The organism is Streptococcus sp. CF4-3, assembly GCF_024295385.1.
Lineage (GTDB): Bacteria > Bacillota > Bacilli > Lactobacillales > Streptococcaceae > Streptococcus > Streptococcus infantis_I.
The window spans coordinates 162526-183672 of sequence record NZ_JANCPN010000003.1; the positions used below are offsets into that span (position 1 = coordinate 162526).

Below are 21147 nucleotides of genomic sequence, written 5' to 3' on the forward strand. Positions count from 1 at the left end.
GATTACTCCTTTTATCCTAATATTCCAGATAAGACATTTAACTGTCCCAACATTAATAAAATTCCCATGAGAATAATTAGTAAACCACCAATTCTTTTCAATAAGAGTAGGTGAGATTTAATTCTACTAAAATAAGGCATGATCAGACCTGATGCCAAGGCCAATACTAAAAATGGAAGCGCCATTCCAAGTGTATAAATTAGGGTTAATAAAGCCCCTTGAAAAGCTCCATTTCCTCCTGAGGCAGCCAGTGCTAAAACAGAACTTAAAACTGGGCCTATACATGGAGTCCAGCCAAAGCTGAAGCTGATACCCAGTAAAAAGGCCGACAAATATTTGCTAGACTGTTTTTGCTTAAATGTTACTGTTTTTTGTACCTCTAATTTTTGTAAGTGAAGAATTTCCATCTGATGCAAACCCAGTATAACAATCATGATTCCCATGACATAACGGAACCAGTCGGCATAAAGTAAATTCCCAAGAAATCCTGCTCCAAACCCTAGAATAAAGAAAATTAGAGAGATACCTGCGATAAAACAGAGTGTCCGAATCAATCCTGACCAGGCAACATCTTTACCCAAAAAACGAAATGTCCTTGACTCCTCTTGATCATCTAGCAGAACACCTGCGTAGACTGGTAACAAGGGAAAAATACAGGGAGAAAAGAATGACAAGACCCCAGCTATAAAGACAGAAATAAAAAATATAATACTTTCCAATTAAGAACCTTCTTTCATATAGTCATCTTATATTTTACTATAAAAGAAAACGTTTGTAAGATATCTGCTACGCAAATTTGATTTCAACTAAAACGAAAAAAAGGAGCTCAGCTCCCTTTTGATTAATAAGTTCCTTCTTCACCTTGACTTGTCAAGATAACAGGTCCATCCTTGGTAATAACAAACTGATGCTCATACTGACATGATAGACCACCATCTATAGTTTTGTGAGCCCAGCCTGTTTTCATGTCTGTATCAATTTCCCAATCACCTGTATTAATCATAGGTTCGATTGTCAAAACCATACCTTCACGAAGGCGAAGGCCACGACCTGCGATACCATAGTTTGGAACCATTGGTTCTTCATGCATGGTTGGTCCAACACCGTGTCCTACAAGATCACGAACAACGCCGTATCCACGACTTTCAGCATATTCTTGAATCGCTGCACCAATATCGCCGATGCGATTGCCAACAACAGCTTGTTCGATCCCCTTATACATAGCTTCCTTGGTCACGTCCATCAAGTTTTTAACTTCTTCTGATGGTTTACCAACTGCGTATGCCCAACAAGAATCAGCCAAACCACCCGTAAAGTTTTGAGTATATTTTTTCATCTGCTCAACGTTGTTAAAATTGAGTTTAGAAACATTGAGGTCAGACTTCGCGATTGGCCCACCAAGAACCATATCAACCTTGAGGAGGTCACCCTCTTTGAGGATATAATGACGAGGGAAGGCATGTGCTACTTCGTCATTGAGCGAACAGCAGGTTGCATATGGATAGTCCATCATTGCCCCATCAACACCAATCTGTAGTGGAAGGAAATTCTCTTCTTTACAACGACGGCGAACATACTCTTCTACTTCCCACATATCAACACCTGGCTTAATGATATCACGCAAGCCAATGTGGATACTTGCAAGAAAATCACCAGCCTTATCCATAGCTTCGATTTCTCTAGCTGATTTTAATGTAATCATGTTTTCTCCTAGATTCTAATTAATTTTTACAGTTACATTTGCTTTTGATACAATTTGATGATTGAGATAAATGTCATAATCAATAATAGCCGATCGTCTCGTATGATGAATAATTCTAGCTTGAATCCGTAGAACATCATCAATCTGAACAGCCTGTAAGAAGTAAATCAACATTTGTTCAATGATGAGGTTACGACCGCTATTAACGACCAAGTCTTGCGTCATATGAGTCAAGATTTCTGAAAGAACACCATTAGCCAGAACACCATTTTTTTCTAACATAAAGGGTTCGACTGTAATAACAACTTCATCATGATGATAAGATAACTTCTGTCCAATCTGTTCTGAAAAGGTTGGTAAAGTTGAGACCTGAGAACGACTCATTTTTTCCATAACATCACGTCTAGTAATGACACCAAGCAAGGTTTGATTGCTCCGTACAACAGGTACCATTTCAAAATCTTCTGCAATCATTCTCTGGCTCACGTTAGCAATATTCGTTGCTAGGCCTGTCATATAGACCGTTCTTGTCATGACCTTATCAATGGTAGTCCCTGGTGACTTATCTCCAGCATCACGCATGGTCACGACACCAACAACAACCTTGTGCTGATTGATAACAGGGAATCGACTACTTCTATTCTTACGAACTAAATCTAAATAATCTTTTACAGTATCCGTTTCTTGTAAAAAACCATATTCATGACAAGTGCGATAGATTTTTTCAACCGTTAAAATATCTGTCTTTATTTGTACATTTGACAAAGCTCGGTTAATCATGGTTGCAATGGTAAATGTGTCATGTTTACTGCGTAACACTGGGATATTTTTCTTATTAGCAGCATCCAAAACATCTTTATGAACTTCAAATCCACCCGTTACCAAGACAGCATTTTCATTTTCAAGTGCCAATAATTGGATCCGTGTTCTATCACCGACAATAAGTAGACCACCATCATGAAGATAAGAAAGAATATTTTTTTCTGTCATGGCTCCAATGGAGAATTTACTGAATTCTCTCTCCAAACCTGCTTGGCCAGCTAAAACTTCTGAACCAGTGACTTCTGCAATTTCTGCAAAGGTTAATCTCTCAATGGCAACTTTTTTGGACTTGACACGGACAGTTCCACTTCGAGGACGTGTTTCAACCAATCCTCTATTTTCAGCTTCTTTGATAGCACGATAAGCTGTACCATCACTCACTCCCAGCCTATTTGAAATACTTCGAACACTGACCCGTTTTCCGACTGGTAATTCTTCTAAATAAGCTAAAATTTCTTGGTGTTTACTCATTTAGCTCTCCTTTTGTATAGCGAAATTCTAGATAATCCCGCATCTTACGAGTATATCGATCACTACCCTTGAAACGACGATATAGAACGAAGCCTGATTTTTGTGCAACCTTTTGACTAGCACTATTTTCTAAATGCGTCACAATAGAAAGTTGCTTTAATTCAAACTGATCCATAGACAAATCGCGTAATTTAGTCACTGCTTCCGTCATATATCCTTGAGACCAATAATCTTTCCTTAAAAAATAGCCAATTTCTGCTTCTTTACGGATTTCATCCAGCTTTTCAAACTTGATGGCTCCAATCATCTTCTGTGCTTTCTTATCACAAATCGCCCAAATTCCCAAAGGTGATTTCATAAAGTAGTTAGCAAGAGCATATTGACTTTCCTCAATGCTGGCTTGCGTAGGAAAAATAAATTGGAGATTTTCAGGGTCTGATGCTAGAGCATGAAAGTCATCTACATCCGTAAAAAAGAATGGACGGAAATACAAACGTTCCGTCTCATAGAAAGAATACATTGCTAATTTTGTCCAGATATTCATTGTGTTCCTCAAAATGGCTAATCTTCGATTAGCTCAATATCTGCTCCAAGCTTACGTAATTTCTCAATAATATTTGAGTAGCCTCGTAGGATGAATTCAACATTGGTAATCTCTGTTTTTCCTTCAGCCATCAAGCCAGCAATAACCAAGGCAGCTCCAGCACGTAGGTCTGTCGCCTTAACTTTTGCACCCTGCAAAGGATTTCCACCCTTATAAAGGATGTGGTCGTTTGTTGTTGAAATATCTGCGTTCATTTTAGCTAATTCAAAGACATGGTTCACACGTTTTTCATAAATGGTATCAATCAGTGTTCCTCGTCCTTCTGCTTTCAACAAAAGTGGTGTAATCGGTTGTTGAAGGTCTGTAGCAAATCCTGGATATGGAGCAGTCTTGATATTAACAGCTTTTAGATTTTTCTGCTCTTCAACAAAGATACTATCTTCAGAAACAGTCATATGAACACCCATTTCTTCAAGTTTCGCAATAAAACCTTCTAAATGTTCATAAAGTACATTGTTAATAAGAATTCCTTGTCCCACAGCAGCAGCTAAAGAAATATAAGTACCAGCTTCGATACGATCTGGAATAACTTGATGACGTGTGCCGTGTAGAGATTCAACACCATCGATAGTAATCATATCCGTACCTGCACCACGAATATGAGCTCCCATATTATTTAACAAAGTAGCTACATCAATAATTTCAGGCTCTCGAGCAGCATTTTCAATGACTGTACGTCCTTGAGCTTTTACTGCTGCAAGCATCGTATTAATAGTTGCTCCTACACTTACAGTATCCATATAAATACTAGCACCCTGTAACTTAGAACCATTAGTTGAGAGATTCATATTATCTCCCTCATAGGTTGTCTTAGCACCCATAGCTTCAAAAGCTTTCAAGTGCAAGTCAATAGGACGAGGACCCAAGTCACATCCACCAGGCAAACCTACTGTTGCTTCACCAAAACGTCCAAGAAGACTACCGTAGAAATAATAGGATGCGCGAAGACTGTTAATCTTACCGTATGGCATTGGTTTATTTTGAACACCACGAGGATCAATTTCTAGAACGTCATCATAGCGCTTAACACTCGCACCCATAATTTCCATAATATCAACCAAACTAGCGACATCGGAGATATCTGGAACACAATCCAAAATAACTACATCATCTGATAAAATAATAGCAGGAATCAGAGCAACTACACTATTTTTTGCTCCGCTAATGGTTATCTCACCCTTTAATGGACGTCTACCGTTAATGACTATTTTTTTCATTATTTTTTTTATACTCTTTCACTATTTATTCATAAGGTCTCACCCTATATTATACCATATTTCCTTCTTATTATCTATCATAATAAATCAAATAAGCTCCTTAAGATTTTATTGATTTAAAACAGTTTCTGAAGTAAACTTAAAAAATAACTGATACAAATATTGTTCAAGAAAAAAAGCTTTCCAAAAATCTTGGAAAGCCTTATTTAATGTTTATTTTGCGATTGGGTAAACAGAAACCTGTTTCTTATCGCGACCTTTACGTTCGAAACGTACTACGCCTTCAACTTTAGCGAACAAAGTATCGTCTCCACCACGTCCAACGTTTACACCTGGATAGATGTGTGTACCACGTTGACGGTAAAGGATTGATCCACCAGTTACAGTTTGTCCGTCAGCTGCTTTAGCTCCAAGACGTTTAGCTTGTGAATCGCGTCCGTTTGATGTAGAACCTCCACCTTTTTTGTGGGCGAAAAGTTGCAAGTTGTTAAGAGTCATTTTTAACATAATGTTTTCCTCCGTGTTAGTTTTCTGTGATAACTCTGGTTTGGACGAACTCAGAAGAGTTCTCCGATAAGTTTGCCATACCTAAGAAAAATGATTCAAAGAATAATTGTGACATTTCTCTCTGGTGAGAAGGAAGATCTTTTGGAATTTCAACCATCAGATAGCCACCTTCATCTTCGTTTAATTCTAAGATTGGTTCATAGCCTGCAAATTTCTCAATGGAATTGATAAAGTTTATGGCAAGCGTAGAAACCGATGCACACACGACATCTAGGCCGTATTCGCCACTCTCGGCGTGTCCAGTAATCTCCGCACTCCTCAGCTCGCCATCTTCGGCTCTCTCAAAGACTGCTTGTATCATGTGTTCTCCTTAAAATTAAGCGTTGATTGCGTTGATGACAACTTTAGTGTATGGTTGACGGTGACCTTGTTTACGGTGGCTACCTTTTTTAGGTTTGTACTTGTAAGTAACAACTTTCTTTTGTTTTCCTTGTTTTTCAACAGTTCCAACTACAGTAGCTCCAGAAACAAGTGGAGTTCCGACAACAGTGTTTTCACCACCAACAAGAACAACTTCGTTAAAAGTAACTTCTTGACCAGCTTCAACGTTCAATTTTTCAACGTAAACTGCTTGACCAACTTCAACTTTAACTTGTTTTCCGCCAGTTTTGATAATTGCGTATGTGCTCATTATGCACCTCCTATGATTTTTTGGGGTTTCCCCGAATTTTTGTGAAGACTCGCCTAGCATCGTGGGACGAACCACTTAAAAGAAGAGCTCTTAGTATAACAAAGAATAAACTAGGAATTAAGCTGAAGACATAACTTATGTTAGGCAAGGCGATAATGACGAAGTTTAAATTTGTTATACGACGAGCAACGATGTTCGTGCGGTTGCACAGGATCGTGCATAGTCAACTCTACAAGTATAGCATGATTCCAAATTTTTGACAAGTATTTTCACTCAAAATTCAGCCTTTTATCAGACTTTTTTTGTAAAGAAGATAAAACCATACTTAGATAAAAAATACTCATCATGATAGGGACACCTAAAATCGTTTTTTCGTTGAAGATAATCGTTAAGTAAGCTGAAAATACTACTCCTAGAATGAAACTAACAAGTAGGCTCACAAAAATCAATCCTTCCATCAAAAAGGCTGTGTGCTTGGTCCGGACGTATTCGCCAAAAGCCAACATGGTGCGTTTGATATTTCCCGTCATAAAGGCATTGTTATAGGCAATTCCAGAAACCTCTCCAAAAGCTGTTGTAACCAGACCCATACAAAAAGCCAGAGGAGGAATAATAAACATGTTATCAACACTCAATGGAACAAAGCCGATTATCAATGATAAAATAGCTAATGGAACAAGTGATAGAATGGGTTTTTTAACAATGCGAAGTTTTTCCTTGTAAATCGTAAGCAAAAAAACGCCTAACATGAAAGATAAAAGTGTCAATATCTTTATTTCAGCATCAGCCAAATTTCTCTGAACGATTCCGACTGATAGAAATACCACATTCCCTGTTTGCCCAGCGACTAAGGTATTGCCTCTTACAATAAACGTATAGGCATCTACATAGCCTGCACAAAAAGTCAAAAAAAGCGCCAATCTTTTTGAATGACGAGAAATCTTTCTCATAGGTAATAATCTCATACTAAACTCCTAAATTTACTGTAACTATTGTACCATTTTTTCTAGAAATTTCGAAGTATCAAAGCAAAAGAATTATCTCAAGGTAACGAGTTGGCTCTTTCTATGATATAATGAAATCAATCATTACTTGTGGAAAAGGAGTAACTATGCTAAAACTTGGTATCATAGGAACTAGTTCAATCAGCCATCATTTTCTAGATGCTGCCCATACTAGCGGGAAATTTCAACTGAGTGCAGTCTATTCTAGAAAAATAGAAACCGCAGAAAAGTTTGTTGAACAGTATCAAGGCGTTAAGCTATTTGATCAGCTAAATGATTTCTTTAATGATTCATTCGAAGTGGTTTATATCGCTAGTCCGAACTCATTGCATTATAGTCAGGCAAAGATGGCTTTATCTACTGGAAAACATGTCATCCTTGAAAAACCAGCTGTCACTCAACCACAAGAATGGCAGGAATTAGTTCAAACGGCTAAAGATAATAAATGTTTTATCTTTGAAGCAGCAAGAAACTACCACGAAGATGCTTTTACCACAATCAAAGACTTTCTTGCAAACAAACAAATTCTGGGTGCAGACTTTAACTACGCTAAATATTCTTCTAAGATGCCTAACCTACTTGCTGGCGATACTCCTAATGTTTTCTCAGACCGTTTTGCAGGTGGTGCACTCATGGATCTTGGTATTTATCCTATCTACGCTGCTGTTCGCTTATTTGGAAAACCGACTCATGCAACCTATCAAGCTCAGAAACTAGATAATAGTATCGATTTGAACGGTGACGGCATGCTCTACTATCCTGACTATCAAGTACACATCAAAGCAGGAAAGAATATCACTTCTAATCTTCCTTGTGAGATTTATACTACTGATGGAACCTTGACACTTAATACAATCGAGCATGTCCAATCAGCTACTTTTACAGACCATCAAGGAAATGAAGTTCAACTTCCTATCCAGCAGGCTCCTCACACCATGACTGAGGAAGTTGCTGCTTTCGCACATATGATTAAGCAAGCAGACCTGAATCTCTACCAATCTTGGATTGATGATGCGACACACGTCCATGAGCTACTTTATACCATGCGCCAGAATGCTGGCATTAGATTTGAGGCAGAAAAATGAAAACCAAACTACCTACCGAATGGCAAGAATTGATTGATCAACTGGGATTCCAAGAATTTACTCCCATTCAAACTCAACTTTTTGAACCAATAACAGAAGGTGAAAACCTACTTGGAGTCAGTCCAACTGGTACAGGGAAAACTTTAGCCTATCTCCTACCTAGTCTTCTCAAACTGCAAAAGAAAAAAGCCCAACAATTATTGATTTTAGCACCTAATACTGAGCTTGCTGGACAAATTTTTGAAGTCACTAAAACCTGGGGTGAGGCTATCGGATTAACAGCTCAGCTATTTCTATCCGGTTCGAGCCAGAAACGCCAAATTGAACGACTTAAAAAAGGACCAGAAATTCTGATTGGAACACCTGGTCGTATCTTTGAACTGGTCAAATTGAAAAAAATCAAGATGATGAACGTGGAAACAATCATTCTTGATGAATTCGACCAACTCCTTGATGATTCTCAAATTCATTTTGTCGAGAAAATTACCAACTACGCACCTCGTGACCATCAACTTATTTACATGAGTGCCACTACCAAATTTGACCAAGATAAGATTGCACCTAACACGCGCATCATTGACCTCTCAGACCAAAAGTTAGACAACATCCAACACTTCTACATGCAAGTAGACCAACGTCACAGAGTAGATATGCTTCGTAAACTGGCACAGGTTGAAGATTTCCGTGGTCTTGTCTTCTTTAATAGCTTGTCTGATCTTGGAAGCGCCGAGGAAAAATTACAATACCGTGATGTTTTAGCAGTTTCGCTAGCTAGCGATGTCAACGTTAAATTTAGAAAAGTTATTCTAGAAAAATTCAAAGATAATCAACTGACACTACTTCTTGCGACAGACCTTCTGGCTCGTGGTATCGACATTGATAGCTTGGAATGCGTGATTAACTTTGACGTCCCTAGAGACACGGAAACTTACACTCACCGTGCGGGTCGTACAGGGCGTATGGGTAAAGATGGCTATGTCATCACCCTTGTAACCCATCCAGAAGAACTTAAAAAACTTAAGAAATTTGCAAGTGTACGTGAAATCGTCCTAAAAAATCAAGAACTCTATATCAAATGAGAGTGGGACAGAAATCGGTAATTCGTTAGAATTCGATTTCGTCGTCCCACCTCCGCACAGTTGAGTAGGGCTGTAAAAGCTGATGAAATCAGCGTATTAGAGCCCACTCAACCACTGCGTCTTGCTCGACACTCCAAATACAATTGAGAGGCTAGAACTTTTTTCCCAGCCTCTTTTTCTTATCCCCAAGTAATTTCTAAACGGTAGTTGGCAAATGGAACTCCTTCTTTGTTTTGTAGTTGATAGGCTAGTTCAATCTTCTCTTCACCAACTTCGTAGTGGCTTGTTTGGATGATAAACTCCTGCAGTCCCATAGGTGTTGGAATATAGGCTAAACTATCAGAATCCTTGAGAAAACGCATGATGGTCTTGGGATTTGAGAAACGTGTCATGACAAGTTCCTCCCCATTAAATTTCAAAACTACTTTTTCTTGGTCTTCATTGTAAAAAAGGAGATAGGAAAAATCGCCCTTTTCCCGTAATTCAACATCATAAAGTTGGTCGATTACTTCCAATTGGTCATCGAACTTGATGGTATTTCTCATTCTAATCTTCACAACTATTCCTCTTTCTTCTCACTTATCCCTACTATTTTACCAAAAAGGCAAGGAATTTGCTATAATGGTCTTATGAATGAAAAAGTATTTCGTGACCCAGTTCACAACTATATCCACGTTAATAATCAAGTCATTTATGACCTGATCAATACCAAAGAATTTCAACGGCTCCGTCGCATCAAACAGCTTGGGACATCTAGCTATACTTTCCATGGTGGAGAGCATAGTCGTTTTTCTCACTGTTTGGGTGTCTACGAAATTGCCCGTCAAATCACTGAGATTTTTGAGGAGAAATATCCTGAGGAATGGGATTCTAACGAGTCACTACTAACCATGACTGCAGCTTTACTACATGATCTCGGACACGGTGCCTACTCTCATACTTTTGAAAATCTCTTTGACACCGACCATGAGGCAATTACCCAGGAAATTATCCAAAGCCCTGATACAGAGATTCATCAGGTTCTTTTGCAGGTTGCACCGGACTTTCCAAAAAAAGTAGCCAGCGTTATCGACCACACTTATCCAAACAAACAAGTGGTTCAGCTCATTTCTAGTCAGATTGATGCAGACCGTATGGACTATCTCCTACGCGACTCCTACTTCACCGGTGCTTTTTATGGCCAGTTTGACCTCACTCGTATTCTTCGTGTCATTCGTCCTGTTGAAAATGGCATTGCCTTTCAGCGTAATGGGATGCATGCCATCGAGGACTATGTACTCAGTCGTTACCAGATGTATATGCAGGTTTATTTCCACCCAGCCACACGCGCCATGGAAGTCCTTCTGCAAAATCTTCTCAAACGTGCTAAGGAGCTCTATCCTGAAAATAAGGACTTCTTTGCCCTTACATCCCCACATCTACTGCCATTTTTTGAGAAGAAGGTAACCTTATCTGACTATCTTGCACTTGACGACGGGGTTATGAATACCTATTTCCAACTCTGGATGACTAGTACAGATAAAATTCTAGCTGATCTTTCGCAACGTTTTATCAACCGTAAGGTCTTTAAATCTATTACTTTTTCTGAGGACGACCAAGACAAACTTGAGATCATGCGGAATTTCGTAGAAGAAATTGGGTTTGACCCCAACTACTACACTGCTATCCATAAGAATTTTGACCTTCCTTACGATATTTATCGACCAGAGTCTGCAAATCCAAGAACTCAAATCGAGATTGTCCAAAAGAATGGCGAGCTGGCAGAACTTTCTAGCCTATCTCCTATCGTCCAATCTCTTGCAGGAAGCCGTCATGGTGACAACCGTTTCTACTTCCCTAAAGAAATGCTTAAGCAAAACAGTATTTTCACGAATATCATTCAACAATTTTCACATTTGATTGAGAATGATCATTTTACTCCAGACAAGAAATAACAGAGGAAATTTATGAGTATAAAACTAATCGCCGTCGATATTGATGGTACCCTGGTTAATAGCAAAAAAGAAATTACTCCAGAAGTTTTTGCAGCTATCCAAGATGCCAAAGCAGCTGGGGTCAAGGTTGTCATTGCAACAGGACGCCCCATCGCTGGTGTTGCCAAACTTCTTGACGACTTGCAGTTGAGAGACGAAGGAGACTATGTTGTGACCTTCAACGGTGCCCTTGTCCAAGAAACCGCTAATGGCCATGAGATTATCAGCGAATCCTTGACTTACGAGGACTATCTTGATATGGAATTTCTCAGCCGTAAACTGGGAGTCCATATGCATGCTATTACCAAAGACGGCATCTACACTGCCAATCGCAATATCGGAAAATACACCGTACACGAGTCAACTCTCGTCAGCATGCCAATTTTTTACCGTACACCTGAAGAGATGGCTGATAAAGAAATCGTCAAATGTATGTTTATCGACGAACCAGAGATTCTCGATGCTGCTATTGAAAAGATTCCAGCAGAATTTTACGAGCGATACTCTATCAACAAATCTGCTCAATTTTACCTAGAACTCCTTAAAAAGGATGTAGACAAGGGATCTGCTATCACTCACCTAGCTGAGAAACTTGGACTAAGCAAAGATGAAACTATGGCGATCGGTGATGAAGAAAATGACCGTGCCATGCTAGCAGTCGTTGGAAATCCCGTTGTTATGGAAAACGGAAACCCAGAACTCAAAAAAATCGCCAAATACATCACCAAAACAAATGATGAATCCGGCGTTGCCCATGCCATTCGAACTTGGGTCTTGTAAACTGAATAGAATATAATAAAAGCACCCCAGAAGTTAGAGAAAAAGTCTAACTCCTGGGGTATTTTCATTACAGATTACTCTTCTGATTCCCTTTTTATTTTTGGAATTTTCTTATTATCCAGTTTAGGAATGCCCTTGTTCTCAATCTTGGGAAGGTTCTTTAGTTCATCGGCAGTAGGCACCTTCTGGTATACCTTAGCAGGCCTATAGAGTAAAGCAAACGATAAGAACAAGGCAACAACGCTCCCAATAGTTGCTATGTTTCGTTTACTCGCTTCTGTCGAAGGGACCCTGGCTCCGCTTGTACTAAGGTCCTTCCATTCAAGATGCTCTGCTTCAATCGCTTTTTTCTCTTCCCAAAGTGGAACGAGTAAAAAATGGTTAAATGGCACAACTGTAGCCATGGCTGTCGCGCCTAGCGGGATAAATCTATTGAGATTTATGATAAGCAAGATACTTAGGATAGAAAATAATACGAATAGAACTATTACTAAGACTAAGCGAATTTTATATTCTTTTTTTAGTCGAGGGTATTCTTCTTGGGACATCTGACATATTACCTCTTTCTCCAAAATTCTATACATCTGAAAAGCATTAGTCCAGTGACTCCTGTTGTAAATCTTTGATAAACTCCACAACTTGATGATTCTCAATCTTCACATAATATCTACCGCTATTATTGACAAGTTTATCCCCTTCATATCTATCAATCTTTACAGCATAAAGACCGCTTGGTAAGGATTGATTGTTATAAAATTCTTTCATTTGCGATTCAAGGTCTTTAAGATAGGCATCATATAACTGATCCTTCTTGTCTTCTGGGGTGTAGTATCGAAATTGAAACTCTGGTATAAAAATATCTTTTTGGAAAAGATATTGAGCATCCATAGGATACATCCCTTGTAATGCTTGTCCTTTTCTTTGATTTTCCTCTAATATTTCATCATAAAGATACATGTTGCCAGATTTACTATTAAATTGAAAATCAATCCCTTCGTACTTCAAAGCAGTCATTTTAGGATCTGTTATTGAAGTATCCAATTTTTTTAAAAATTCGCTGGTACCTGGACTAATCTCAATTCCTAGATAGGCTAATTCTGGAAAAGCCTGATAAATTTTTTTGTTTTGTTCATAATCTACTTCTGCATCCGTCTTTTTATACTTTTTGTTTTCCGAAGGACGAGTATAGTATTCAAAACGGGAATTAGCCTGATAGGTTTTACCATCTATATTTTCAGTGTAAGTACCATGGATTACAAATCCTCCTACACTTGTATAGTTTTTTTCGTATTTTTCTAACTCAAACTGACCTGTAAGACCGTAGTTCTCATAAGAACGATGTACAGCTTGCTCAAGTTCATTCCGACTTGCATGGGCAAATAGACCCCACATATCCATCATTGCAAGAATAGGACTAAGGATTATGAACATTACAAATAGTATAACTATGGATAAACAGCCAATTAATAAACCTTTTTTCATATTTCTATCCCCAAGTAGCATTTATATTGTATTATCAATAACATTACCATTCAACCCGACGATTACTTTTTCCAACCGGTAAATACTCGTGCATATTCAAGCCAATAGAAGGGAAGACAGACTATGCTCGCTACAACAAGGGAAGTAAGAACATATACCGCTGGCAACGTAAATAAACGTGCTATAACTATTACAATTGCTGAAATAAATAGGTAAACAACAGAAGGAAGAAATAAAAGATTCTTCCTATACTCACCATGTGGTAATTTCTTAGCTTTAGGGACAATTAACAACTGGTAAACAAAGGTTAGTAGTTGAAACATAATGCTTAGGACACTCAACACCATGAAGACAGACCAGTAGTTCTTCCCCAAAAATAAAGAACTCCAGAAAAGAAACTCAACATGAGAAATTAAAATAGAACTAGCTGGAATCAATTGCAATAATTTTGATTTGGAAAAATTTTGGAATAGCAAAAACATGAACAATGAAACCAATATATGATAGATAGTGATGTAAAGGATAATCATACTCACATCATGTATCTCACCTTCTATAACAATAGACACTATAAATATCAGTAAAGCAAAAATTACCTCCATCGCAACTGACTTTAAAAAGTCAGAGTTCTTTATAGGACTAGTATCCACAACTGCTATATTCAAAAATTCATAATATTTTTCTTTCATTTCTCTCCCTCAAAAACCATAAAATCTATGTCTATTATAACACAAAAGAGAGCGGTTCCTCATTATCTATTTCCATGTACTTTAATCACACATGATTACCAACTTATAAGGTAGAAGATAAAGAAAAAGCAAGCCTAATAGCTTGCTTGATAGTTAAGGAATTAAGAATTGATTTTCATAATCTTTTGGGAGATCATAAGATATTTCTCCATTGCTATTACCAAATCGACTTTGATTAAAAATAGGAAATAGTTTGGAGTCATACTCAGTTTTTATAGAAAAACGTTCTCTTTCAAAACTAATAGTTGCAGCTACTGACGGATCCTCAAAAACCGTTTGTTTCCCTTGGGAATGCAAACGAACGTTTATAGTAGCTATTTCTTCAGGATATTTCTCAAATCGAACATCAAAACGAATGTCTCTACCTATCGAAGGAGTGTATATTTGATGTTTACTTACACTTACACTGATACTTTGAATCTTTCCTAATTTCTGTTCCAATTCTGGGTCGTTTCTATACAGGTTGGTTTGGATAGCTAGTTTGAAATTTTCCTCATGTTCTTGTAGCCATCTGTTAAGTAAACCAATCATGATCTCTTTTTGAACTTTCGAGGATACATCCTTGCCTTTGTTAACAGAGGCATTCAAAAGATTATTCATCGTTTCATTCAATTTATCATACTCTCTCTTCCAATCCCATGAGGGATCACTTGATACCTCTACTACTGATAAGTACCATCTCCTCATAGTTTCAGGAGATTTATAAGGATTTGGTTTTATAAATGTAAAAGGACCTATACCAGCATCAGGAAAGACTAATTCTACTTTCATTGACTGCTTGCGATTATTATTAGCATAGGCTGTAAAGGAAATATGATAATTTCCACCTACATCTCCACCATTATCAAAGCTTCCCCTCGCAGAACCTGGTAAAAGCGTCACTGACTTTATATATTGCCCTTGACTATCTATGTCTGCAATAATTTCTCTCTTGATAGAATCCTCATGATCATGAATGAACTTACCAGTGTTCCCAATCGGTACCCTAACAAACAAATAAGACAAAGCAAGAATCATAAAGGGAACGGAAATCGCAAGGAATATCCACTTATTCGATTTTAACATACTATCTCCTAATGCTCATTAAAAATCAGTTATAAAACAGCATTTATGTTTCTTTTCATTTTATAATTTTTCTATTTTTTCAAAAATAATCTCTTGCTTCTCGTAACTTTCTCGGAGTGGTAACATACCTAAGATCACCGTAAAGAAACCCAAAAATAAAATACTGTTAATGATAAGGATAGAGGCCTCTGTTCCATTATCAGTAAATATATAAAATCCTAAACATCCTATAACTGCAACAAAAAGAATAGGCAGAAGTTTATACAGTTTTAGCTGACGTTGTGAGCTTGCTAATTTGAAAACTATTTGATACTTCGTTCCTTTACTTGAGAGCTTTTGGTGAAGACTACGACGAACCACAAAAGCAATGAACCTGAAAGTAAGATAAGCTAGGACAATAGAGAGGAAAAATAATCCTAATTTAAAAGAAATATTATGGCTAATGTCATAACTCTTAAAAGCATTCGTAACAATCCCATAACCAGCTCATCCTATTGCTACACCTATTCCAATACCAAGAGATTTGCTCATAGTTGGAGCTAAGCTCTCAAAACTCGTATCTCTTTTATCTAACTTCAAGCATTTAGCTGTGATTTCACTAGGAAGAGAACCCCAGAAATAAGTTTTAGGACTAATACTTGTCATATCCAAAAGATATTTTTCACCTTTAAATTCTACGATTTTATGAAACGTTTTATTTGTTTCTTTAAATTTTAATTCCATATTTACCACCCAAACTAAACCTATTCAGCTCAAAAAGTATCGAAAGCATTAGCGTTTCACTAACAAGCCAAAATAAGCCTTTTTTCATTTCTTTCTCCTAAACATTCTATGTCCATTATACCACAGCATGGATATCTTATGAATGGTTCAAAATTTGGTCAAAGAAAAAACACTGGTTATCCAGTGTTTTTGTGACTAGTTTCGCTCCCTTTATCCCTCTGGCAATTCCACCTTCAAGCTCATATCCGTTGGTTGCAATACCTTCTGAACTGTTGCAAGAAAGGCTAGTCCATTATCAGATGGAGAATATTGGAAGGTGATATGGATGACTTTCTTATCAAACTTATCACCATATCGCTCCACATACTGCTTGCTTTCGAGGAAGTAGATGTAGTTGTTGAGTTTTTCTTGAAGTTTCAAGAGATGCTCCTCTTCTAATGACTCTATCCATTTGTTTTCATCAATCAACAACAACTCTAGATGGTCATCTGAAACACCCATCGCATCGATGCTTGTAACATCTAGTTCAATTTTCTCAACTGTTTTAATGGTTTCTACTACCTTAGGTGGATTGTAGTATTTTTCCTTGAATTCCTTAAGAATCTTCTCTACCTTTTCTTCGTCACACTGTCTGTATAATGGACTACGGTCTAATACATTACATAGTCTTTCATAGGTATAAGTACGTTTCTGCTCATCTGATAATTTTGAAATACTTTCTATAATATTTCTTACTAACTCATCTGTTTCAATAACAAAGGGAAGACTTGTATATTTTTTTATCCATTTACTTTGAACAGAAATATATTTCATTACTTTCTTTAATCTCATTAAATCAATAGATAAGCTAAAATCTTTCAAGATTTCAAAAGTTCTGCGCGCTATATCCCTATCACCTTCCACATACAGAGGATATAAGCAATATTCCATCAATACTAAAATGTCTGTACTATCAAGTTCATAAGAATCCCGTTGCCATATACGATATTTTGGATTTGTACCTAAAAAAGCTTCCTCCTCTTTTCCTTCTCTCATCATATCACGATAAAAATTAACAAAAGATTCATATTCTTTAGGCTCTGGTATTTCAAATTTTTTCATTTATTTACTCCATTGATTTATTCTAAGAATCCCTTCAACTAATAGTGTATAAATAAGTTCCTCACATGCTATGTCAATGGTGATACATCATCAAAACATTATTGTTCAATAGAATTTAAAAAATCATCAATATCTTGGCCTTCTAAACTTTTTACCTTAACTTCCTGATCTTTAAAGATTCCTAAAGGTGTTTCGACTATTTTTAAGATTTCAATGTCTTTTCGGCTAATCTCTTTTGCCCATTCTAATTTGTTTATCTGCTTGAATCCCAACTCATCCTTTATTTCATTTTGGTTGGCGCTTGGTATTATTTCAAACCAATCTTTCTCAACATTTCTTCGAATCATCCCACTACTAACATAAAAAGAATGTCCCTTATATTGAATCTCATAATGAATACTGTATAGATAGTCTAGCTCTTCCATCTTGACTTTTTTGACAAAATGATCTTTAAACACTCGACCACTTATTTTAGAAACATATGCTTCAAAGCGTTCATCTTGAGATTTGCTATGTAATGTAATTTTTCTTTCACCAGCAAATTGTTCAGCTGAATATCTAATACCTTTATATACCGCGTACATATTTTATCCCCTACGAGTTCCAGTCTACAACCATCCTTTGGCTTTTAAAAACTTGTCTGGAATGCGAAGTTCAATCTCATCCATAACTCCTTTTAAGTATTTATCCCAATCTGATATCTGGCTGAATACAACCGGCACTTTAGTGATTGACACCTTCACTTCTTTCGTTAAAACAATGAAGAATTCACACATGTCATTTTCATAATCAAATTCAATTGCGAAGTAATCGTAAGCCTTAAAATCTATTTTAAAAGTTTGATGATTGGGTTCGTCAACTATATCGTATATACAAAATGTTCCAATTCGCTTGGCAAAAACTCTATCCAATATATCGCAGAATTCATCCGCTAAAAAATCCATTTCACTTTCAAACATTGTAATATACCTCTTCTTTTATACCATCCTTTGGCTTTTAAAAACTTGTCGGGAATATGAAGCTCGATTTCCGCCATAATTTCTTTTAAGTAGCTATCCCAATCTTTTATTTCACCAAAGCCGACCATACTTTTACCACCATTCAAAGAGGCTCCGTATCGCTCACCTACAAAAATAGAAAAGCTACAAAATCCTCTATCATAGTTGAAGAATATTAAATAATAATCATACGCAACAAACCGAATTCCAAATCGCTGATAAGGTAAATACTCAACAACATCCACAATTTTTGGCTCAGTGATACGCTCACCAAATACATTTTTTATTTTTTCACTAGTTTTCACTGCTAGTTGAAATATTTGATTCTCTTCCATAAAAACTCCTTCTATTCTTTATAGCCATCCCTTGGCTTTTAAAAACTTATCCGGAATCCGGAGTTCGAGCTCATCCTTGATTCCTTTTAAATAACTATCCCAATCTGTTATTTGGCTATATACAGCTGGCTCTTTAGTAAGGGATAGCTTCACTTCTTTCGATAAAACAATAAAGAATTCACAGAGATCATTTTCATAATCAAATTCAATCGCAAAAAAATCGTAAGCTTCAAAGTCAATTTTAAACTCATGATGATTAGCTTCTTCAACAATATCATATATACCTAAACTATCCATTCTATTCCCAAAATAAGTTCGAATCATTCGGCTCGTTTCTATAGCAAACTTCTCAGTTTCATTTAATTCCATATCACTATTCTCCTCAAAGACATCATTCTTTAAAATCTATTTGGTCAATTCTTTAATAAGACTTCTGCTCTGTCTGAATTTAGAAAGTCTTTTAATAGTTGCAAGGTGTGTTCAACTGACTTTTCATCACATCCATACACTCTTTTGATACTCTTATCATCGATTATCTTGGATAAAAAGGTAATGGAAAATTTCTGTTCATCAGCTTGGGTGAACCATATGTTAAACAAGCCACCCTCTCCAGCTTCCAATTGTCTATTTTTACCGGTTGATGATATCCCCATCGTCATATGATAACCCTTATACACGAAGGGAAAATTAAAATTTTCATCTTCTCCTTCATGAATGGCAATCGTATCAAGATCAATCGAAAAAACTTGCTCTAACGCTTGCTTGACATTCTGATAACCTAGACTCTCTCTTATCGGTAAGTAAAGTTCACTCATTTATAGGCCTCGCTTTAACCATCCTCGACGTTTTCGTTCTAAATCAATATCTATCCATTACATAACTAATCTTGTAACATAGCTAAAAACTCTGTAAAGTTATTAGCTACAAACTCTATAGCAGGTTCTAGCTCATATGATTCTTCGTGAAACCAGATGCACATGCTTGGATTTTTGGGATCCTCTATATAATTTAGACAAATAAAATCACCACCAAACAATGCTGCTATGGGGATTAGTTGCATTCCGACATAATCTTCATCAAAGACAATGCGCCCTTCCAATTGTGTACTCACCACTCCGATATCATAAACCTCTTCAGGCTTCTCACCTGAAATAGCTAGTATAGCTAAAAAGCGGTCGATTACTTTCTCATTATTCCCAAAATGAAAATACCGTTTTGACGGAATCAATCCATTCTCATTCTTTATAAATTCCTTATAATCTTCAGGTAATCGAACTTTCCACGCTACTTCTCTTTCCTGTAATAGCGCATCAGTTGGCAAAGGGTAGATGACTGATTGATCTTGTTGGGGCATATATTCTTCTCCTACAGTTGCTTGCTTTTTACTTCCTCAAACCATTTTTCAAACTCTAGACGTGGAATCAATTCCTCATCCTTGTCATAACGCCCTTCATAACTATAGCGACTATCAAGACTGTTTTTCTTGGCATCATAAATCAACCACATTTCAGTTGGGTGCTCACGATTGTATTTTTGGCAGACATCAATCAATTTCTGTATGTCTTCAGCTCCGTATTCCAATAAAGCGAATGCCATATTATCGGAATCATCTATTTTATTTGTCGCAACTTCATTAACTTTGTCCATTTCGATTACAATACCATTAATCTTATAAAAAACTTTATATGATTGCAATGCTTCTTCAGAGATACAATAAATGTATACTTTTTCTGCTTGATTTTGGACATATTCCATTGCTAATGAAATCATGCTAGCTTGAACTTCCATAAATTTATCTTCAAATTGTGTCATTATCTTCTCCTACAGTTGCTTGCTTTTTACTTCTTCAAACCATTTTTCAAACTCTAGGCGTGGAAGTAATTCCTCATCCTTGTCGTAACGCCCTTCATAGCTATAGCGACTATCAAGGCTGTTTTTCTGTGCATCATAAATCAACCACATTTCAGTTGGATGTTCACGTTTGTATTCTTGGCAGACATCAAGCATTGATTTTACATCCTTGACACCTTCTTTCAACAAGAGAGATTGTAAACTGGTATCAATGTGTGATTTTCTAGGTAAAAAATCATTTACTAAGTGTTTGTGTACAATATTTCCTCTAATCTTATAAAATACATTAAAACTATACAAACTGTCCGCTATCGCATAGATATATACTTTTTCTGCTTGATTATGGACATATTCCATAGCTAGTGAAATCATACTAGCCTGAACTTCCATAAATTTATCTTCAAATTTTTTCATTGCAATAATCCTATTCTCTTTAATTCGTTTATGGCCTCTTCCTTAGATGGTGATTTGCCACGCGCAAGAAAGTCTTTGACATCCTGAACGTGATCATAAAAATTAAAATTGATTTCTTTTAAATTCTCAATAAAAATCTCTGTTAAAGTATCATCGATATTTTCCAAAGGAGACGGTAGATCTTCCTTATTTTCAAATGAATAAGCTTCTTTTGCAGTTGCGCCTATCGCGTAATTGATATTATCCCAGGTGGGGATATTCGCTTCATTTTCATCCAATTGCATATAAATGAAAATACCACCATAATCTGTTCCGTCATCCAAAAGAGCATAGAGTTCTTCTCCACCTCTATCTTTATTCTCCAAAAAGTCCCAACAAGCATCGAAAGCAGAGCGAATCTGAGGTTTATAGGGTGTTTCAAGTTGATCAACGATCGCTTCTGAAAAAATTAGCATAAAATAACTATCAAACATATTTTTTCCCTTTCATTTCAA

The 21147-nt window shown here is 36.8% G+C and carries 28 protein-coding genes and 1 pseudogene; 4 read left to right on the plus strand and 25 right to left on the minus strand.

The annotated features are described in order from the left end of the window. Window positions 1–11: 11 nt before the first annotated feature. The 9 genes from ccdA2 to NML75_RS03860 form a co-directional block, all read right to left on the minus strand. On the minus strand, window positions 12–719 hold the full coding sequence (gene ccdA2, locus NML75_RS03820; RefSeq protein WP_070677276.1) for a thiol-disulfide oxidoreductase-associated membrane protein CcdA2: 708 nt from the start codon (window positions 717–719) through the stop codon (window positions 12–14). A gap of 122 nt (window positions 720–841) precedes the next feature. Next, window positions 842–1702, minus strand: coding sequence for a methionyl aminopeptidase (locus NML75_RS03825; RefSeq protein ID WP_045763436.1), 861 nt, complete (start codon window positions 1700–1702; stop codon window positions 842–844). Window positions 1703–1717: 15 nt separating this feature from the next. Next, the gene (gene spxR / locus NML75_RS03830) at window positions 1718–2995 is read right to left on the minus strand and encodes a CBS-HotDog domain-containing transcription factor SpxR (protein WP_036757618.1); all 1278 of its coding nucleotides are present in this window, start codon (window positions 2993–2995) and stop codon (window positions 1718–1720) included. Further along, entirely contained in the window at window positions 2988–3539 is a 552-nt protein-coding gene (locus NML75_RS03835; RefSeq protein ID WP_006145664.1) for a GNAT family N-acetyltransferase, read from the minus strand. Before NML75_RS03835 ends, spxR begins: the two co-directional genes overlap by 8 nt. Window positions 3540–3556: 17 nt before the next feature. Continuing rightward, on the minus strand, window positions 3557–4816 hold the full coding sequence (locus tag NML75_RS03840; RefSeq protein WP_074324155.1) for a UDP-N-acetylglucosamine 1-carboxyvinyltransferase: 1260 nt from the start codon (window positions 4814–4816) through the stop codon (window positions 3557–3559). A 213-nt stretch (window positions 4817–5029) separates the two neighbouring features. Next, entirely contained in the window at window positions 5030–5323 is a 294-nt protein-coding gene (gene rpmA / locus NML75_RS03845; RefSeq protein WP_000916509.1) for a 50S ribosomal protein L27, read from the minus strand. 16 nt (window positions 5324–5339) lie between these two features. After that, a complete protein-coding gene (locus NML75_RS03850) occupies window positions 5340–5684 on the minus strand; it encodes a ribosomal-processing cysteine protease Prp (protein ID WP_070677270.1) in 345 nt (114 codons plus the stop codon). 15 nt (window positions 5685–5699) lie between these two features. Continuing rightward, on the minus strand, window positions 5700–6014 hold the full coding sequence (gene rplU / locus NML75_RS03855; RefSeq protein WP_003007734.1) for a 50S ribosomal protein L21: 315 nt from the start codon (window positions 6012–6014) through the stop codon (window positions 5700–5702). Between the two features lie 269 nt (window positions 6015–6283). Further along, window positions 6284–6979, minus strand: a complete 696-nt coding sequence (locus NML75_RS03860; RefSeq protein ID WP_254804091.1) for a YoaK family protein — start codon at window positions 6977–6979, stop codon at window positions 6284–6286. Between the two features lie 146 nt (window positions 6980–7125). On the opposite strand from NML75_RS03860, the gene NML75_RS03865 reads away from it, so the two are divergent. After that, the gene (locus tag NML75_RS03865; RefSeq protein WP_254804092.1) at window positions 7126–8103 is read left to right on the plus strand and encodes a Gfo/Idh/MocA family protein; all 978 of its coding nucleotides are present in this window, start codon (window positions 7126–7128) and stop codon (window positions 8101–8103) included. Continuing rightward, window positions 8100–9182 carry a DEAD/DEAH box helicase gene (locus NML75_RS03870; protein WP_004253381.1) on the plus strand — a complete coding sequence of 361 codons (1083 nt, stop codon included), beginning with the start codon at window positions 8100–8102 and terminating at the stop codon, window positions 9180–9182. The genes NML75_RS03865 and NML75_RS03870 overlap by 4 nt, the downstream gene beginning before the upstream one ends. A gap of 179 nt (window positions 9183–9361) precedes the next feature. On the opposite strand, the gene NML75_RS03875 is transcribed toward NML75_RS03870, so the two are convergent. Then, window positions 9362–9739 (minus strand): DUF1934 domain-containing protein, encoded by a 378-nt coding sequence (locus NML75_RS03875; RefSeq protein WP_004253378.1) that lies wholly within the window; start codon window positions 9737–9739, stop codon window positions 9362–9364. Window positions 9740–9811: 72 nt separating this feature from the next. Here NML75_RS03875 and NML75_RS03880 point away from each other — a divergent pair, with 72 nt between their 5' ends. After that, window positions 9812–11116: an HD domain-containing protein gene (locus NML75_RS03880; protein WP_006148641.1), complete on the plus strand. Its 1305-nt coding sequence runs from the start codon at window positions 9812–9814 to the stop codon at window positions 11114–11116. 12 nt (window positions 11117–11128) lie between these two features. Continuing rightward, window positions 11129–11935, plus strand: coding sequence for a sugar-phosphatase (yidA, locus tag NML75_RS03885; RefSeq protein ID WP_006148642.1), 807 nt, complete (start codon window positions 11129–11131; stop codon window positions 11933–11935). Window positions 11936–12009: 74 nt separating this feature from the next. Here yidA and NML75_RS03890 read toward each other — a convergent pair whose 3' ends face one another. The 15 genes and pseudogenes from NML75_RS03890 to NML75_RS03960 all read right to left on the minus strand — a co-directional run bounded on the left by NML75_RS03890 (window position 12010) and on the right by NML75_RS03960 (window position 21126). After that, the gene (locus NML75_RS03890) at window positions 12010–12483 is read right to left on the minus strand and encodes a hypothetical protein (protein ID WP_254804093.1); all 474 of its coding nucleotides are present in this window, start codon (window positions 12481–12483) and stop codon (window positions 12010–12012) included. A 46-nt stretch (window positions 12484–12529) separates the two neighbouring features. Beyond that, complete coding sequence (locus NML75_RS03895; RefSeq protein WP_254804094.1) at window positions 12530–13417, minus strand: hypothetical protein; 888 nt, start codon at window positions 13415–13417, stop codon at window positions 12530–12532. A 62-nt stretch (window positions 13418–13479) separates the two neighbouring features. Beyond that, window positions 13480–14106 carry a lantibiotic ABC transporter permease gene (locus NML75_RS03900; protein ID WP_254804095.1) on the minus strand — a complete coding sequence of 209 codons (627 nt, stop codon included), beginning with the start codon at window positions 14104–14106 and terminating at the stop codon, window positions 13480–13482. A gap of 153 nt (window positions 14107–14259) precedes the next feature. Next, complete coding sequence (locus NML75_RS03905) at window positions 14260–15231, minus strand: hypothetical protein (protein WP_254804096.1); 972 nt, start codon at window positions 15229–15231, stop codon at window positions 14260–14262. Between the two features lie 60 nt (window positions 15232–15291). Further along, window positions 15292–15954, minus strand: a pseudogene (locus NML75_RS03910) (DUF443 family protein). Between the two features lie 210 nt (window positions 15955–16164). Next, complete coding sequence (gene ifs, locus NML75_RS03915) at window positions 16165–17055, minus strand: NAD glycohydrolase inhibitor (protein WP_254804097.1); 891 nt, start codon at window positions 17053–17055, stop codon at window positions 16165–16167. Between the two features lie 98 nt (window positions 17056–17153). Further along, window positions 17154–17639 (minus strand): hypothetical protein, encoded by a 486-nt coding sequence (locus NML75_RS03920; protein WP_254804098.1) that lies wholly within the window; start codon window positions 17637–17639, stop codon window positions 17154–17156. A gap of 24 nt (window positions 17640–17663) precedes the next feature. Then, window positions 17664–18014 (minus strand): hypothetical protein, encoded by a 351-nt coding sequence (locus NML75_RS03925; protein WP_254804099.1) that lies wholly within the window; start codon window positions 18012–18014, stop codon window positions 17664–17666. Then, on the minus strand, window positions 17987–18388 hold the full coding sequence (locus NML75_RS03930) for a hypothetical protein (protein ID WP_254804100.1): 402 nt from the start codon (window positions 18386–18388) through the stop codon (window positions 17987–17989). Before NML75_RS03930 ends, NML75_RS03925 begins: the two co-directional genes overlap by 28 nt. An 18-nt stretch (window positions 18389–18406) precedes the next feature. Next, window positions 18407–18757 (minus strand): hypothetical protein, encoded by a 351-nt coding sequence (locus tag NML75_RS03935; RefSeq protein WP_254804101.1) that lies wholly within the window; start codon window positions 18755–18757, stop codon window positions 18407–18409. Window positions 18758–18801: 44 nt separating this feature from the next. Beyond that, a complete protein-coding gene (locus tag NML75_RS03940; protein ID WP_254804102.1) occupies window positions 18802–19203 on the minus strand; it encodes a hypothetical protein in 402 nt (133 codons plus the stop codon). A 65-nt stretch (window positions 19204–19268) separates the two neighbouring features. Next, window positions 19269–19742 carry an SMI1/KNR4 family protein gene (locus NML75_RS03945; protein ID WP_254804103.1) on the minus strand — a complete coding sequence of 158 codons (474 nt, stop codon included), beginning with the start codon at window positions 19740–19742 and terminating at the stop codon, window positions 19269–19271. Window positions 19743–19753: 11 nt separating this feature from the next. Further along, window positions 19754–20200 (minus strand): hypothetical protein, encoded by a 447-nt coding sequence (locus NML75_RS03950; protein ID WP_254804104.1) that lies wholly within the window; start codon window positions 20198–20200, stop codon window positions 19754–19756. A 9-nt stretch (window positions 20201–20209) separates the two neighbouring features. Further along, on the minus strand, window positions 20210–20653 hold the full coding sequence (locus NML75_RS03955) for a hypothetical protein (protein ID WP_254804105.1): 444 nt from the start codon (window positions 20651–20653) through the stop codon (window positions 20210–20212). Continuing rightward, on the minus strand, window positions 20650–21126 hold the full coding sequence (locus tag NML75_RS03960) for an Imm6 family immunity protein (RefSeq protein ID WP_254804106.1): 477 nt from the start codon (window positions 21124–21126) through the stop codon (window positions 20650–20652). Before NML75_RS03960 ends, NML75_RS03955 begins: the two co-directional genes overlap by 4 nt. Window positions 21127–21147: the final 21 nt, after the last annotated feature.